Raw genomic sequence first — 15,512 nt, forward strand, 5'->3', positions numbered from 1 at the left:
GCATGCAATTCGAGGCGTTCTTCCAGCATGTCAACGAGCACCCCCCATTTCCTTGGCAGCGCCGGCTGGCAGACCGGCTGGCACCCGGATCAGATCTCGCCATCACCGTCCCGACGGGGCTAGGCAAGAGCGCGGCGATCGACGCAGCCATTTGGGGGGCACTCGCGGGGCGCTGGCGGTGCATCGTGTTCGTCGTCGACCGTCGGATCGTGGTCGATGAAGTCCATGAACGTGCCCTGCGCATCGACACCGCACTGCAAAACAAGCCCGAACTCGCAGAACTCCGGGATCGACTCGGCCCGCTGCAGATCGTACGCCTGCGTGGCGGGCTGTTTGGCGACGACGACTGGGTGCTCTATCCGGATCGGCTGTCGGTGGTGCTGTCTACGGTCGACCAAGTCGGCTCCCGCCTCCTGGGCCGCGGCTACGGAGTGAGCCCGCGGCGCTGGCCGTTGCACAGCGCCTTTTTCTCATCGCAGACACTCATCGTCGTGGACGAGGCACACCTCTCATCCCCCTTCCTTCACACCCTCACCACGCTGCGCCGCTCGGGCGCCGACATCACCATTCTCCCCATGTCGGCAACCCTTGCCGATCCATCGCCGGACGCCCTTGGGCTCGAAGCCGACGACCATGCCCATCCCCTGATCGCCCGCCGCCTCGCCGCCCGCAAACTCACCCGCCTGATTGACGCAGCGAGCGACGATATGAAGTTCGTCGGGCAAGCCCTTGCCGAAGCCATCACCCTCGGCCTCGGCAAACCCGGCCGCAAGCTCGGCGTCATCGTCAACCGGGTAGCGACGGCCCGGCTGCTATATGAAAACCTCAAGAAACGCGGCGAGCGCTGCATCCTGCTGATCGGCCGCAGCCGCGGCCTGGACCGGGAGCGGCTGCTGGCCAACTACCTGCCCGAACTCAAGGCGGGACGCCACCGCAGCGCCGACCAGCCCGCCCTATGCGTCGTCGCCACCCAGACCGTCGAAGTCGGTGCCGACTTCGATTTCGATGCCATCATCTCCGAATCCGCCTCCCTCTCGGCCCTGCGTCAGCGATTTGGCCGGCTCGATCGGCTGGGAGAACTCGGCGCAACCCACGCCGTAATCCTCAACCGCAAGGGCAAGAAGACCGACCCGGTCTATGGGGACGACGGCGCCAAGGCCTGGGCCTGGCTGAACGCCCAAGCGGCGGGAGGCACCATCGACATGGGCCTGGCCGCGCTGAGCACGGCCATCACTGCCAATCCGCCCCCAGCCGAGCAAGCGGCCGCCATCGCCACGCTGCTGCCCGCCCACCTGCACCTGCTGGCCCAAAGCGGACCCTACGCCCCTGAAATCGACGTTGCCCCCTGGCTGCACGGGCCGCAACCACCGCGAGCCGAAGTCACGCTCGTCTGGCGGGCCGACCTCGACCCCACCACGAGCGAGCACTGGCGCGACTGCGTCGCGGCCATGCCACCGATGCGCGCAGAGTCCCTCGACATGCCCCTGTCGGCCGTGCGTCGTTGGCTCCGTGGTGAGCACAAGCTCGACGACAGCCTTTGCGACCTCGATCACAGCCCCTCCAACGAAGGCACACCCCACACCGCCTCCGGCCATGCCCGTCTCGCGCTGCGCTGGCGTGGGCTGGAGGATAGCGGCCTCGTCACCGCCGACGAGATCCAGCCAGGTGACACGCTGATCGTACCGGCCACCTGGGGCGGCTGCGACGAATGGGGCTGGGCCCCCAACGCCACCCGGCCGGTGGAGGATCTGGCCGAGCAATGCCACGTCGCGCCCCCCGAGGGCCGGCAAGCACCGGCCCCCTTGCTGCGCCTGTGGCCGGAACGGCTCGCCAGCATCGACCCGCGCGAAAACCTCCGGGCCGCGCTGCTCGCCGCCCTCCAGGCCCGGGCCCAGTTCGACGCGCAGGAAGACACCGACCTGCGCGCCGACGCCGAATCGGCATTGGACGACACCCTCCATACGCTGCGCGAACAACTCGCAACCAGCCGCCACCCCTGGATCCGCCGGCTCGGGGTGGACTTCACCATCGACACCTACCCCGGCGGCCTGCTGCTGCGCGGCGCAGGGATCACCGAAGAGCACGGCGTGATCGAGACCGGCATCGCGGTGCCCCTGGACATCCACCACGGCGACGTGGCCCGCTGGGCCACCGCACTCGCCGGCCACCATCCGCAGCGTAACCCCATCTTGGCGGCCGCCCGGATACACGACGCCGGCAAGCGCGAGCCACGAATGCAGCGCATGCTCCACGGCAACGCTCTCGCGGCAGCAGCTGGTCCCCTGCTCGCCAAGTCCGCGCAGCGCCTGCCCGCCGACCGGCTGAACGCCCATCGGGAGTCCGGCCTCCCCCGCGGCTTCCGGCACGAACTCGCGAGCCTCGCCTACGAAGCCCCGAGTGCCCCGCTGGTCCGCTATCTGGTCGGCAGCCACCACGGCTACGGGCGCCCATGGTTCGTGCCCTGTGTCGACAGCACTGCCGACGGTGCCGCGATCGCCGCCCTTGGCAGCGGCTGGCTCGCGCTCTATGCCAGGCTCCTGAACGAGCACGGCCCCTGGCAACTGGCCCGCTGCGAATGGCTGCTGCGCACCGCCGACGCCCGAGCATCGATTGAAGAAGCCGCAGGAGATAACGCATGAACACGGTGGCACTCACGGGCATCCAGATCGGCAGCCCGCTCGGCTTCATGGCCGCCCTCGGGCTGCTGCGTGTGCTGCACGAAGACCATGGCCTCGACGTGAACCTGCGCTGGCAGAACGGCCATGCCCTGCTAGGCGGCATCGACACCTCCGCCCTCCTCGCCCTGCTCGCCGACCACATGCGCGGCCGGCATCAGGCGCCGGAATTCAACTTCAAAGTGGGCACCGGCGGCGGCACGCCGGCGCCAGTTGTGCACCTGCGCGAGATCCGCCCCGAGGATTACCACCGCGCCGCTGCCACGCTGGTCGACAACCCGCGCGCCCTCGGCTTCCTGGCCGGCTTCGCCACCGATGCCGTGGTGACCGACAATGGCTTCATCGCCCGCACCGCCTTCGATTTCTCATCAGCCCGCCAGGAGCTAGGCAAGGAGTTCCGCAACCTCGCCGCCCGCCTCGACACGGACCGCAAGCGCGGCCGCAAGGAAGCTCCCCTCGAAACCCTCTGGAAAAACAGCCTCTTCGGCGGCCCGTATGCCGAACAGCACAGCTTCGGCTGGGACCCGGCCACCCTCACGGCCCACGGGCAAGCCGCCATCGCCCCAACCTATACCAAGCCTCTGGCACAACCCGGCCTTGTCTGGCTAGCCGTCGAGTCACTGCCTTGGCACCCCGTGCTGCCCGATGGCAACGGCCGCGCCCAAACCACCGGCTGGCCGAACCGGCAGGCCTACGCCTGGCCAGAATGGAGCCTCCCGCTCAGCGCCCCTGAAGTGCGCTTGGTGCGTAGCCGCCCGGTGGCGTCCCTGCTACAGTTGCCCGGCGTCGCCGGCCTGTGGGCATCCCAGCGAACCAATATCGGGAAATTCGGATTCTTCCTGCCCGCCGCGCGAACCCTGAGCACCCACCTGAACCCCGGCAGGTTAGCGCACCGGTAAAGTCGAATCAGATCAATGAATTGCCCAACCCAGACTCCACCCGGTCGCAAGCCAGCCCCTGGATGTTGGGGGTTCGCGCAAACGACCAGTTTTTCCGCTGTGCATCAGAGGCTTGCCGATGTGGGGTGGCTATCCGACCTGATGGTCGGACTTCGTTGAAGGCTGCGGCCGCTGCGTGAGTTCGTGGAAGAGGCGACGTGGCTATCCGACCTGATGGTCGGACTTCGTTGAAGGAACGCTGCCGTAATGCTTTTCATCGCGACGATATTGTGGCTATCCGACCTGATGGTCGGACTTCGTTGAAGGAACGCGCCGGCGGATGCGGACTGGATTCGGCATCTGGTGGCTATCCGACCTGATGGTCGGACTTCGTTGAAGGATCGGCGGTGAGGGGCACGTACACCCGGCCCACCGTGGCTATCCGACCTGATGGTCGGACTTCGTTGAAGGCCGCATCTTCAAGCGCTACGCATCGGCCAGCGTCTGTGGCTATCCGACCTGATGGTCGGACTTCGTTGAAGGATTGCTTGGCTCCCATGATCTTGTTGTGGGCTTCGTGGCTATCCGACCTGATGGTCGGACTTCGTTGAAGGTACTTGAAGCAGCTTAATCCGCGCATCAAGGCGGCTGTGGCTATCCGACCTGATGGTCGGACTTCGTTGAAGGACCTGCTCCAGGCTCGCCCGATCAACGGGCTGCGAGTGGCTATCCGACCTGATGGTCGGACTTCGTTGAAGGTCGACCTACAAGACCGTTGCCGATCTGGTGTCCCGGTGGCTATCCGACCTGATGGTCGGACTTCGTTGAAGGATGCGCAGCACGCCCCCCTGGGGCCAGCCGCCGCCGTGGCTATCCGACCTGATGGTCGGACTTCGTTGAAGGAAGCCAAGCGCCGAAGTTGCGGAAATCCTGATTTCGTGGCTATCCGACCTGATGGTCGGACTTCGTTGAAGGATGGTCAAGTGGGCGGTCGCCTCGATCCCGGCGCTCGTGGCTATCCGACCTGATGGTCGGACTTCGTTGAAGGACCAGCAAATACGGAAGACTGAAAAAGGCAGACGAAAGTGGCTATCCGACCTGATGGTCGGACTTCGTTGAAGGTCACTCCGCAAGGGGCGATTTAGAGAGCTGGAAAGTGGCTATCCGACCTGATGGTCGGACTTCGTTGAAGGAAGCGATCCGCGCCGCCGTGCAGACGTCTCCACTGCGTGGCTATCCGACCTGATGGTCGGACTTCGTTGAAGGGCCTGGGCGCAGGTCGTCGATGATCGTGCCGGGGGTGTGGCTATCCGACCTGATGGTCGGACTTCGTTGAAGGCGGCAAAATTTTCGTGATCCCGTCGAGCATGACGATGTGGCTATCCGACCTGATGGTCAGACTTCGTTGAAGGCTGACCCCTGACCAGCTCAAAAGCCTGACTGACCGGCGTGGCTATCCGACCTGATGGTCGGACTTCGTTGAAGGATGGTGCCGGCGACGATGGCCGAATCCAGCACCCGTGGCTATCCAACCTGATGGTCGGACTTCGTTGAAGGTGCTTCTGGATATGCAAGTAGCCGTCGTGGGCGTCGTGGCTATCCGACCTTCAGGGCGGGAAGAATCAAAACCGCCTTGAACACAAAATTACTGACACTCCTGTGCATGAAGAAAATGCACGCTTCACGACAGCATCGGCGCGCTTCACGAAAGGATGTTCCCCCGTCACCAAGGCATGTGCCGCCGCCCCCGAAGGATGCGCACGCGTCACCGAAGCTCATGCCCTCACAACCAGAGCATCTGCGCGCCACACCAAGGCCGGCGTCCCCGTCACCCGGGCAACCCGCCTCAATCGCTCACGTCGGGGTCCTGCATCCAGGCCGGGATGTCGCGCTGGCCGTGCAGCACACGCCAGACGTCGACATGACCCGGGCGCTCGACGTAGAACACCAGATACGGGTAAGGGCTCAGCGGCCAGATGCGCAAGCCCGGCAGGTCGAGCTCGTGCGCGTAAGGCGGGGAGCCCAGCGCCGGGTGGCTTCCGATGTGGGCGTAGGCCTGCTCGAGGGCGTCGATGAAGCCGAGCGCAGCTTGGACTGCATCCTCACCCAGGTAATACGCGATGGCCCCGTCGATGTCCCGCTTGGCCTGCTCACGCGGGACGACTGGCCTGGCTTTCACCCGGCGGCCTTGGCGGCCTTGCGCACGCGCTCCCGCAGGCCCTCGAAGTAGGCGCCGTCGGCCGGCGCAGCGGGCGTGGTGGCAGCGCCGGCCAGGAGCAGGCTGCGCAGCAGCTGCCGGCCTTGATCCTTGCGGATCAACTCGCGCACCTACCCGCTGCTGGTGCCGTAGCCACGCTGGCTGACCTGTTCGTCAACAAAGGACTTCAAGGCGTCGGGAAGGGAAATGTTCATCGTGCTCATGGCTTCAGGCTGGACAGCTTGGCAAAATTTGGCAAGCCAAGCTTCCCGGAGCGCAAGCGGTGAGTCGAGTCCGTGCACAGCGCGGCTCCGGTGTACCCTCTCGCTCCGGTTTCCTTTTCGCACCCTCCCCATGCCCGACACCCTCCTCGTCCTTACCAACCTGCCCGATGCGGCCAGCGCGGAGCGCATCGCGCGGCTGCTGGTGGAGCAGCGCCTCGCCGCCTGCGTGAACATCCTGGCGCCGTGCACCTCGGTGTATCGCTGGAACGCCGCCATCGAGACCGCCGCCGAGGTGCCGCTGCTGATCAAGACCACCCGGGCGCGCTACGCCGAGCTCGAAGCTGCTCTCGCCGAAGCCCACCCCTACGAACTTCCCGAGATCATCGCGGTCCCTCTGGAAGCCGGGCTGCCGGGCTACCTGGCCTGGGTGGCGTCCGAAACCACACCGCCGCAAGCCTGATCGCCATTTCTTGATCCAGGCGGGCGCCGCTCCGCGCGCCTGCCCCTACACTGCCGGCCATGATGCCTACCGCCCGCCTTCCCCGCTTTCTTACCCTTCTGTTCGCCGCCCTGATCAGCCTGCTCGCCCTGGCCGGCCACGCTGCCGACGAGCCGCTGCCGGCCGAGGAGGCCTTCCGCGCCAGCGCGCGGCTGATCGACGACAAACAGGTCGAGATCCGCTTCCAGGTAGCCGACGGCTACTACCTCTACCGCCACCGCTTCAAGTTTGCGGCCGATGGCATCAGCTTCGGCGAGCCGGCGCTCCCACCGGGCAAGCCCAAGAAGGACGACGCCTTCGGCGACGTCGAGATCTACCGCGGAGAGCTGGTGTTCACGCTGCCGATCAGCGCCGGCCAGCCGCCCTTCACGCTGCAGCTCACCAGCCAGGGCTGCGCCGACATCGGCATCTGCTACCCGCCCCAGGTGCATTCGCTCGACGTGAGCAGTGGCAGCACGGTGGGCAGCCTGCTCGGCCGGGCCCTCGGCCGCAGCGAGGCGCCGGCGGCATCCTCCGCGCCGGCGCCTGCGGGCGACGAGCACGACGAGTCCGGCCGCATCGAACGCCTGCTGGGCGGCGGCTCGACGCTGGCCACGCTGGCCAGCTTCTTCGGCTTCGGGCTGCTGCTGGCCTTCACGCCCTGCGTGTTCCCGATGATCCCGATTTTGTCGGGCATCATCGTCGGCCACGGCCACGCCATCTCGAAGGGCCGCGCGCTGGCGCTGTCGCTGCTCTACGTGCTGGGCATGGCAGTCACCTACGCCGCCGCTGGCGTGGCGGCCGGGCTGTCGGGCACCCTGCTGGCCGCCGCGCTGCAGAACCCGTGGGTGCTGGGCGGCTTTGCGCTGGTCTTCGTGGTGCTGGCCTTCTCGATGTTCGGCTTCTACGAGCTGCAGCTGCCCACCGCGCTGCAGAGCAAGTTGTCCGACAGCGCCAACCACCGCCAGGGCGGCTCGCCCGGCGGGGTGGTGGCGATGGGCGCGCTGTCGGCGCTGATCGTCGGCCCCTGCGTGGCGGCCCCGCTGGCCGGCGCGCTGCTCTACATCGCCAAGAGCGGCGACGCGGTGCTGGGTGGCGCGGCGCTGTTTGCGATGGCCCTCGGGATGGGCGCGCCGCTGGTCGTGGTCGGCGTGCTGGCGCGTAGCGCGCTGCCCAAGCCCGGCCCGTGGATGGAGGGCGTGCGGCGGGCCTTCGGGGTGATGCTGCTGGGCGTGGCGGTGTGGCTGGTCTCGCCGGTACTGCCGAGCATCGTGCCGATGCTGGCCTGGGCCGGGCTGCTGATCTTCTCGGCGATCTACCTCCACGCCCTCGACCCGCTGCCCAGCCACGCGGCGGGCTGGCAGCGTTTCTGGAAGGGCGTGGGCGTGCTGGCGCTGATCGCCGGGGCGGCGCTGTTCATCGGCGCGCTGGCCGGCTCGCGTGACCCGCTGCAGCCGCTGGCCATCCTGCGCGCCCAGGCCGCCCAGGCGCCGGTGGCCGAGACCAGGTTCCAGCGCGTGCGCTCGGTGGACGAGCTCGACCAGATCCTCAAAACCGCCACCCGCCCGGTGATGCTGGATTTTTATGCCGACTGGTGCATCTCGTGCAAGGAGATGGAGCGCTTCACCTTCGCCGACCCGGCGGTGGCGCGGCGGCTCGAGGCCTTCCAGCTCGTCCAGGCCGACGTGACCGCCAACAACGACGCCGACAAGGCGCTGCTCAAGCGCTTCCGGCTGTTCGGCCCGCCGGGCATCATCTTCTTCGACGCCGCCGGCGCGGAGCGCACCGGCCTGCGGGTGGTGGGCTTCCAGCCGGCCGAAGCTTTTGCCAAGGTGCTCGACGCAGCCCTCGCCCGCTAATCGGCACGGCGTTCAAGAATCTGTCGCAAAAACCGATATAATCCTCGCCTCAATCGAGGAGCGCTGCAAGGCACGGGCTACAACCCGGCGCCCCAGGCTCGATGTCAGTGCCGGCAAAACCCGCCGGCACCGCCAACTGCGCTCACCCGTCCATGCTTTGTTTGCAAACCCGTGCCGGGCACGGGGAGACGCGGTGAGCCACCCTGAAGCCACGCGCAGTCCCCTCCCGGCCACACGTTCGAGGAAATCTCATGAACACTGTGGCTGAAAAGTTCACCGATTACGTCATCGCCGACCTCTCCCTGGCCGACTGGGGCCGCAAGGAGATCCGCATCGCCGAAACCGAAATGCCGGGCCTGATGGCGATCCGCGAGGAGTTCGCCGCCAGCCAGCCCCTCAAGGGCGCCCGCATCACCGGCTCGCTGCACATGACCATCCAGACCGCGGTGCTGATCGAAACGCTCACCGCCCTCGGCGCCCAGGTGCGCTGGGCCTCCTGCAACATCTTCAGCACCCAGGACCACGCCGCTGCGGCCATCGCCGCCGACGGCATCCCGGTGTTCGCCGTGAAGGGCGAGACCCTGGCCGACTACTGGGACTACACCCACCGCATCTTCGAGTGGGCCGATGGCGGTTTCTCCAACATGATCCTCGACGACGGCGGCGACGCGACCTTGCTGCTGCACCTGGGCGCCCGCGCTGAGAAGGACATCTCGGTGCTGGCCAACCCCAGCTCCGAAGAAGAGACCATCCTGTTCGCCGCCATCAAGGCCAAGCTGGCCGTCGACCCGACCTGGTATTCGGTGCGCCTGGCCGCCGTCAAGGGCGTCACCGAGGAGACCACCACCGGCGTGCATCGCCTCTACCAGATGCACCAGCGCGGCGAGCTCAAGTTCCCGGCGATCAACGTCAACGACTCGGTCACCAAGTCCAAGTTCGACAACCTCTACGGCTGCCGCGAGTCGCTCGTTGACGGCATCAAGCGGGCCACCGACGTGATGATCGCCGGCAAGGTGGCGGTGGTGTGCGGCTACGGCGACGTGGGCAAGGGCTCGGCCCAGGCCCTGCGCGCCCTGTCGGCCCAGGTGTGGGTCACCGAGATCGACCCGATCTGCGCCCTGCAGGCCGCGATGGAAGGCTACCGCGTGGTCACCATGGAATACGCCGCCAGCCTGGCCGACATCTTCGTCACCACCACCGGCAACTTCCACGTCATCACCCACGACCACATGGCCGCCATGAAGGACCAGGCCATCGTCTGCAACATCGGTCACTTCGACAACGAGATCGACGTCGCCTCGATCGAGAAGTACCAGTGGGAAGAGATCAAGCCGCAGGTCGACCACGTGATCTTCCCCGACGGCAAGCGCATCATCCTGCTCGCCAAGGGCCGCCTGGTTAACCTCGGCTGCGGCACCGGCCACCCGAGCTACGTGATGTCCAGCTCCTTCGCCAACCAGACCATCGCGCAGATCGAGCTGTTCACCCGCACGGCCGACTACCCGGTGGGCGTTTACACCCTGCCCAAGCACCTCGACGAGAAGGTCGCGCGCCTGCAACTCAAGAAGCTCAACGCCCAGCTCACCGAGCTGACCGACGAGCAGGCCGCCTACATCGGCGTGTCCAAGCAAGGCCCCTACAAGGCCGAGCACTACCGCTACTAAGACGCGGGATGAGTCGGGAGAGAGGAGCAAGGAGGGAAAACCTCCGCCTCTCTCCCGCCCCCACAGACTACAGGCCCCGCTGCGCCAAGGGCAGCGCACCTACGGAACAGTCATGACCTCCTCACTCCCCACGCCTCACCCCTCCCAGCATCTGAGCATCGAATTCTTCCCGCCGCAGACCGCCGAAGGCGCCGACAAGCTGCGCGTGGTGCGCCAGAAACTGGCGGTGCTCAAGCCCGAGTTCTTCTCGGTCACCTTCGGCGCCGGCGGCACGACCCAGGAGCGCACCTTCGAAGCCGTCTTCGAGATCCAGCGCGAAGGCCATCAGGCTGCGCCGCACCTGTCGTGCATCGGCTCGACCCGCGAGCACATCCGCGAGATCCTGCAGCGCTACCAGGCCGCCGGCATCCGCCGCATCGTCGCGCTGCGCGGCGACCTGCCCTCCGGCGTCGGCTTTGCCGGTGAGCTCCGCTACGCCAACGAGCTGGTCGAGTTCATCCGCGCCGAGACCGGCGATCACTTCCAGATCGAAGTCGCCGCCTACCCCGAATACCACCCCCAGGCCAGAACCCCGCGCGACGACCTGCTCGCCTTCAAGCGCAAGGTGGACGCTGGCGCCGACTCGGCGATCACCCAGTACTTCTACAACCTCGACGCCTACCTGCACTTCCGCGACGAATGCGCGGCGCTGGGCATCACCATCCCCATCGTGCCGGGCATCATGCCCATCGTGTCGTTCTCCAAGCTGGCGCGCTTCTCGGATGCCTGCGGCGCCGAGATCCCGCGCTGGATGCGCCGCAAGTTCGAGGCCTATGGCGACGACACCGACTCCATCAAGGCCTTCGGCCTCGACGTGGTGAGCGAGCTGTGCGCCAAGCTGCTGGCCGCCGGCGCCCCCGGGCTCCACTTCTACAGCATGAACCAGGCCGCCCCCACCCTCGCGGTGTGCGAGCGCCTCGGCATCCTTGCCTGAGCCATGCGCGACCCCTACGAGGTTCTCGGCGTCACGCCCACCGCCGCCGACGAGGCGATCAAGACGGCCTACCGCAAGGCCGCCCGCCTCTACCACCCCGACAAGAACCCCGACCCGTCGGCCGCCGCGCGCTTCCGCGACATCCAGGCCGCCTACGAGCTGCTGGCCGACCCGGCCCGCCGGCGCGACTACGACCTGCTGCGCCAGCGCAACCTGATCGACGACCCCCTCGCAGAAGCCACCTCGCTGTGGGCCTCCTACATTGAAAAGGTAATTTCTTGACCTCGTTTTACTTTGAAGACATCTTCGAGCGCTACTCCGCCGAGATTGACGACCTCCGCTCCGACTCCGAAGGCAAGGACGTCCTGAAGAAGCGCCTGCGCGACAAGCACAAAGAGTTTGCCTTCCTGCTGTCCATGATGGACACCGCCCCCGAGATGGTCGCCCCGGCCTTCCACGGCGCCTTCGGCTTCCGCAGCCAGCCCCTCGTCTATGGCGCCGCCCACAGCGAGCCCGGCGAAGACGACTTCCCCGCGTGGAGCGAACTCGCCCGCACCCTCGACATCGCCCCGTGGGCCGAGCCGCTGGTCGCCCAATGCCTGGCCAAGGACGGCGGCGACAGCTTCCTCGTCACCGCCGCGGTGCTCGAACACATGCTCGGCAGCGGCCTCGCGGTGCGCGCCGCCCCCGCCAGCACCCGCGACGACGAGGAGCAGGACGAAGACCTGGGCGAAGCCGGCGACGAATGGATGGCCGAGCAAGGCTTCGACTCCGTCGAGCGTTGAGCTGCGCCCCGGCCCACGCCGGGAGAAACCCCTGCACACCCCAGATCGAGATCTTCCATGAACGACCTGATCATCAAACAGACCCACGCCCTGATCCAGGCCGGCGAGATCGCCGAGGCCGAAGCCAACCTCGTCGTCATCGCCGAGCAGGAGGGCGACCACGCGCTCGTCGAGGTGCTCGACGAGATGGCCCCCAAAGACGTGCTCGCGGTGATGCGCGAGTTCGACGCCAGCAAGGAATCCATCATCAACCTGGTGGTGAGCCCCGAGCAGTTCGTGCAGGCCATCGTGCTCGAACGCCAGTACGGCGAGCCCCTCGAGCGCTACGTGCCGCGCCTGCGCAACACCATGAACGCGGTGATGCACCGCAACCCCGGCGCCTGCGCCGAGGCGCTCGAATGCCTCGCCGAGCACGACGAGGGCGTGCGCGTGCTGGCCGACTACTTCACCGACCACTACGACTCGCTGCAGGCGCTGGCCTACCACGGCGTCTTCGAGGCCGAGCTCGACCTCGAGAAGGCCTTCGCCCCCAAGTCGGCGATCACCTGGGATTCCGAGCGCGTCGACGAGCTCGACCAGGGCCTCGAGATCGGCGACGCGATCGAGATGGTGCGGGTGCGCATCCCGCGCTCCGAAGTGGCCGACGGCGACTGGATGGAGACCGCCTGGGTGCTCCGCCACGAGTTCCCCGACACCTTCGAGCTGATGATCATCGAGATCCAGGACCGCCTGCGCCGCGCCGCCGAGGCCGCCGCGGCCCCCGTCGCCGACGCCGCCGAGCCGGGCGTGCCCCGCCTCGACGAAGACGACGACGAGTCCGCCATCTGATGCCCGCCCGCGCAGCGCCATGACCACCCCAGCCCAAGCCATCGCCACCGTCGACAGCCGCCCCTACTTCGAGCGGGTGCTGTGCCACGCCCGCGCCGAGGGCCTCATCGACGCTGCGCGCCTCGACGCGCTCCACCGGGAGGGCGCCAAGGGCATCGTGCAGCTGGCCGCCCACTTCAGCACCGCCAACCTGCGCCCGGCCCTCGAAGCGGCCCGCACCCGCCTCGTCACCCTGGTCGGCCTGGCCCTCGAGGCCGAATCCGGCGGCAAGCTCGACGTGGCCGCCCGGCTCCTGCGCGACAAGACCCTGCTGGCCCTCTCCAAGGCCGGCGCCGACCGCCTGCGCCGGCTCCACGCCCTGCCCACCGAGCGCCTGCTGGGCGCCCCCGAGATCTTCCGCGAGAGCGAGAAGGAGTTTCTCGACCAATGCACCAGCGAGCCGGTGATCACCTACGCCCGCTACCTGGCCGAACACGCCGCCCGCGAGCGCAACCAGCACTACATCGACGCCGCCTACTGGCTCGCCGAGCGCTTCGGCGTGGGCCGGGCCGACGCCCAGGACTGGCATGTGTTCTGTGAATCGGTCATCAACAGCGCCCTGCTGGTGCTGTTCACCGAGAAAAAACCCGGCGGCTTCTTCAGCGTCGACCGCTTCACCAAGCTCGCCGACGCCGCCCGCAAGAAGCGCGGCGCCGGCTTCGGCCTGCTCGACGCCTGGCTGGCCGACGCCCCGCCGGCCATCCGCAGGCTCCTCGAGCGCGAATGCACGCGCTTCAGCGCCGAGGTCCTGCCCATCCTGCGCGACACCCCGGCCACCGAGATCTACCGCAACCAGGACCGCTTCTCCGGCCTGTTCTTCTTCGACGCCCACTCCGTCAGCGAAATCACCCACCACGACAAGGCCCGCGCCGAAGAGTGGCAAAAAATCACCGGCACCCAGGGCGAGCACGTGGACGTGCAGTGCGGCGTGCTCCTGATGGTCGCCTGCGGCCTCGAACCCGCCCGCAGCCTGCGCAAGAAAGACGCGCAGGCCATCTGGGACGCCTTCAGCGCCGGGGGCTTCGACGACGCCGCCGTGGCACGCTTCATCGACAACGTGGTGCCCTTCGAATACCAGGCCGACATCCGCCGCATGTGGGACGACGACCTCGGCCCCGAAGCCCGCGTGCACCTCGACAGCGACGACGAGGCCCGGGTGCTGGATTACCTCCAGGAGACCTGCCGGGCCAGCTGGAAGAAGCGCGCCAGCTGAAGCGCGCCGCACCCCTTACGCAGAAAGCACACCCATGAGCACCGAGACACAACCCCTGCAGACCGACCACATCAACTTCAAGGACTTCGACAAGGGTTACGCGCCCTTCGCGGAAGCCCTGCGCTCGCTCGGATTCAACTGGCAGATCGCGCTGACGGAAGACCTGAAGGGCTTCTGCCGGGTTCACGGCGGCGACGCCCAGCTGTTCTTCCGGCTTCCGGCGGCCACGCAGGGCCCGGCGGGCACAGAGGTCACCGAACGCACGGTGATCTCCGACCTGTGGTCGGGCGTCAGCGAGACCCTGGCGGTAAACCGCCAGAAGCAGCCCGGCAAGCTGATCAAGGTGCGCAGCATGCAGCTCGACGGCAGCACGCTGACGTTCTCGGTGTCGTAGTCCACCTGCAAAGAGGGGAGCAGACTTGAGCGACCGGATCACCAAGGTATTCGAGCACGACGACTTCGCCATCTGGCACGTGCCCCAGGCCAATGGCTACGTCTATGAGGCCGCCGGCATCGCGGTCGACGCCGACAGCTACGCCGACTGCCCGTTCGAGAGCACCTACGACGACGCGCTCAATGCGGCCTGCGAGCTGTACGACGTCGAGGTCGGCAGCCTCAGCACGCCCTTGCCGGTGGTGTATTCGAACGCGCTGTTCAAGGTGTACCAGACGCCGGCCGGCGGATACATCCATGTCGCCTGCGACGACGACGCCGAAACGCCAACCGACCAGAACGTGCAGGCGCATCCCGGCGAGGTCTACAAGCGCAAGGAGGACGCGGTGATCGCCGCCTTCGAGCAAGACCTCGCACGGCGCAATCGGCTCGGGGCTAGTCAGGGTGGGATTCAGGGCATGGAATGGCAGGTCACAGCTCGACCTCTCCCCCATTCCGCCCGTGATCGCAAGCAGCCGTTTCGCCCACCAACGCGTCTGCTCGCTCCCCTTGAATGCAGAAGGAATGGCCCTGTGTATATAATTTCAGCCGACCACCAATTCCATCAAAATCCAGGCTGAAGCATGAAAAAGACCCTCGCCCTTGTTGCAAGCATCACCGCCGCCGGCATCCTGACCGGCTGCGCCGCCACCGAAGAATCCCGCTCTCTGGCCGTCGCCAAGCCGGCCGCCGCCAGCCGCGCCTTCACCGGCGCCCGCACACCGATCTCAGTGGGCAAGTTCGACAACCGCTCCAGCTTCATGCGCGGCATCTTCTCTGATGGCGTCGACCGCCTCGGCAGCCAGGCCAAGACCATCCTCATCACCCACCTCCAGCAGACCAACCGCTTCAATGTGCTGGAGCGCGAGAACATGTCCGAGATCAAGCAGGAGGCCGCCCTCAACAAGGTGGAGCAAAAGCTCAAGGGCGCCCACTTCGTCATCACCGGCGACGTGACCGAGTTCGGCCGGAAGGAAGTTGGCGACCATCAGCTTTTCGGCATCCTCGGCCGCGGCAAACAGCAGGTAGCCTACGCCAAGGTGGCCCTCAACGTGGTGGATGTGCGCACCTCCGAGGTCGTCTATTCGGCCCAAGGCGCCGGCGAATACAGCCTCTCCAACCGCGAGGTGATCGGCTTTGGCAGCACCGCCAGCTACGACTCCACCCTCAACGGCAAGGTGCTCGATCTGGCCATCCGCGAAGCCGTCGATAACTTCGTCGGCGGCGTCGAATCCGGCGCGCTGCGTCTGGCCGATTAACGAGGGAT

15 protein-coding genes, 1 CRISPR repeat array and 1 riboswitch are annotated in these 15,512 nt (G+C 67.1%); of the genes, 13 read left to right on the plus strand and 2 right to left on the minus strand.

All coding sequences use genetic code 11. From position 1 onward, the window contains the following. The first annotated feature begins 2 nt into the window (after window positions 1–2). Both cas3g and ZRA01_RS11785 read left to right on the plus strand, forming a co-directional pair. A complete protein-coding gene (cas3g, locus tag ZRA01_RS11780; RefSeq protein ID WP_141352404.1) occupies window positions 3–2,639 on the plus strand; it encodes a type I-G CRISPR-associated helicase/endonuclease Cas3g in 2,637 nt (878 codons plus the stop codon). Then, the gene (locus tag ZRA01_RS11785) at window positions 2,636–3,574 is read left to right on the plus strand and encodes a type I-G CRISPR-associated protein, Cas3-extension family (protein WP_141352406.1); all 939 of its coding nucleotides are present in this window, start codon (window positions 2,636–2,638) and stop codon (window positions 3,572–3,574) included. Before cas3g ends, ZRA01_RS11785 begins: the two co-directional genes overlap by 4 nt. A 125-nt stretch (window positions 3,575–3,699) precedes the next feature. Continuing rightward, a CRISPR array of direct repeats spans window positions 3,700–5,110; the repeat unit is 37 nt; unit sequence GTGGCTATCCGACCTGATGGTCGGACTTCGTTGAAGG. A 289-nt stretch (window positions 5,111–5,399) separates the two neighbouring features. Here ZRA01_RS11785 and ZRA01_RS11790 read toward each other — a convergent pair. Further along, on the minus strand, window positions 5,400–5,732 hold the full coding sequence (locus ZRA01_RS11790; RefSeq protein ID WP_141352408.1) for a type II toxin-antitoxin system RelE/ParE family toxin: 333 nt from the start codon (window positions 5,730–5,732) through the stop codon (window positions 5,400–5,402). Next, a complete protein-coding gene (locus ZRA01_RS21030; RefSeq protein WP_246093648.1) occupies window positions 5,729–5,881 on the minus strand; it encodes a hypothetical protein in 153 nt (50 codons plus the stop codon). Before ZRA01_RS21030 ends, ZRA01_RS11790 begins: the two co-directional genes overlap by 4 nt. Window positions 5,882–6,104: 223 nt before the next feature. On the opposite strand from ZRA01_RS21030, the gene cutA reads away from it, so the two are divergent. The 11 genes from cutA to ZRA01_RS11850 all read left to right on the plus strand — a co-directional run bounded on the left by cutA (window position 6,105) and on the right by ZRA01_RS11850 (window position 15,504). Continuing rightward, complete coding sequence (gene cutA, locus ZRA01_RS11800) at window positions 6,105–6,434, plus strand: divalent-cation tolerance protein CutA (protein WP_141352410.1); 330 nt, start codon at window positions 6,105–6,107, stop codon at window positions 6,432–6,434. Window positions 6,435–6,493: 59 nt separating this feature from the next. After that, on the plus strand, window positions 6,494–8,311 hold the full coding sequence (locus ZRA01_RS11805) for a protein-disulfide reductase DsbD (RefSeq protein WP_141352412.1): 1,818 nt from the start codon (window positions 6,494–6,496) through the stop codon (window positions 8,309–8,311). Window positions 8,312–8,360: 49 nt separating this feature from the next. Beyond that, window positions 8,361–8,462: riboswitch (S-adenosyl-L-homocysteine riboswitch) on the plus strand. A gap of 100 nt (window positions 8,463–8,562) precedes the next feature. Then, entirely contained in the window at window positions 8,563–9,975 is a 1,413-nt protein-coding gene (gene ahcY, locus ZRA01_RS11810; RefSeq protein ID WP_141352413.1) for an adenosylhomocysteinase, read from the plus strand. Window positions 9,976–10,087: 112 nt separating this feature from the next. Further along, window positions 10,088–10,948, plus strand: a complete 861-nt coding sequence (gene metF, locus ZRA01_RS11815; RefSeq protein ID WP_141352415.1) for a methylenetetrahydrofolate reductase [NAD(P)H] — start codon at window positions 10,088–10,090, stop codon at window positions 10,946–10,948. 3 nt (window positions 10,949–10,951) lie between these two features. Continuing rightward, window positions 10,952–11,230, plus strand: coding sequence for a J domain-containing protein (locus tag ZRA01_RS11820; protein ID WP_141352417.1), 279 nt, complete (start codon window positions 10,952–10,954; stop codon window positions 11,228–11,230). Continuing rightward, entirely contained in the window at window positions 11,227–11,733 is a 507-nt protein-coding gene (locus ZRA01_RS11825) for a hypothetical protein (protein WP_141352419.1), read from the plus strand. Before ZRA01_RS11820 ends, ZRA01_RS11825 begins: the two co-directional genes overlap by 4 nt. Before the next feature lie 57 nt (window positions 11,734–11,790). Next, on the plus strand, window positions 11,791–12,561 hold the full coding sequence (locus ZRA01_RS11830) for a hypothetical protein (protein ID WP_141352421.1): 771 nt from the start codon (window positions 11,791–11,793) through the stop codon (window positions 12,559–12,561). Window positions 12,562–12,580: 19 nt separating this feature from the next. Next, on the plus strand, window positions 12,581–13,813 hold the full coding sequence (locus ZRA01_RS11835; RefSeq protein ID WP_141352423.1) for a hypothetical protein: 1,233 nt from the start codon (window positions 12,581–12,583) through the stop codon (window positions 13,811–13,813). 34 nt (window positions 13,814–13,847) lie between these two features. Then, window positions 13,848–14,207, plus strand: a complete 360-nt coding sequence (locus ZRA01_RS11840) for a hypothetical protein (RefSeq protein WP_141352425.1) — start codon at window positions 13,848–13,850, stop codon at window positions 14,205–14,207. 25 nt (window positions 14,208–14,232) lie between these two features. Next, entirely contained in the window at window positions 14,233–14,826 is a 594-nt protein-coding gene (locus ZRA01_RS11845) for a hypothetical protein (RefSeq protein WP_141352427.1), read from the plus strand. Between the two features lie 3 nt (window positions 14,827–14,829). Beyond that, window positions 14,830–15,504: a CsgG/HfaB family protein gene (locus ZRA01_RS11850; protein WP_141352429.1), complete on the plus strand. Its 675-nt coding sequence runs from the start codon at window positions 14,830–14,832 to the stop codon at window positions 15,502–15,504. Window positions 15,505–15,512: the final 8 nt, after the last annotated feature.

The organism is Zoogloea ramigera, from assembly GCF_006539865.1.
In the GTDB taxonomy this organism is placed as follows: Bacteria; Pseudomonadota; Gammaproteobacteria; order Burkholderiales; family Rhodocyclaceae; genus Zoogloea; species Zoogloea ramigera.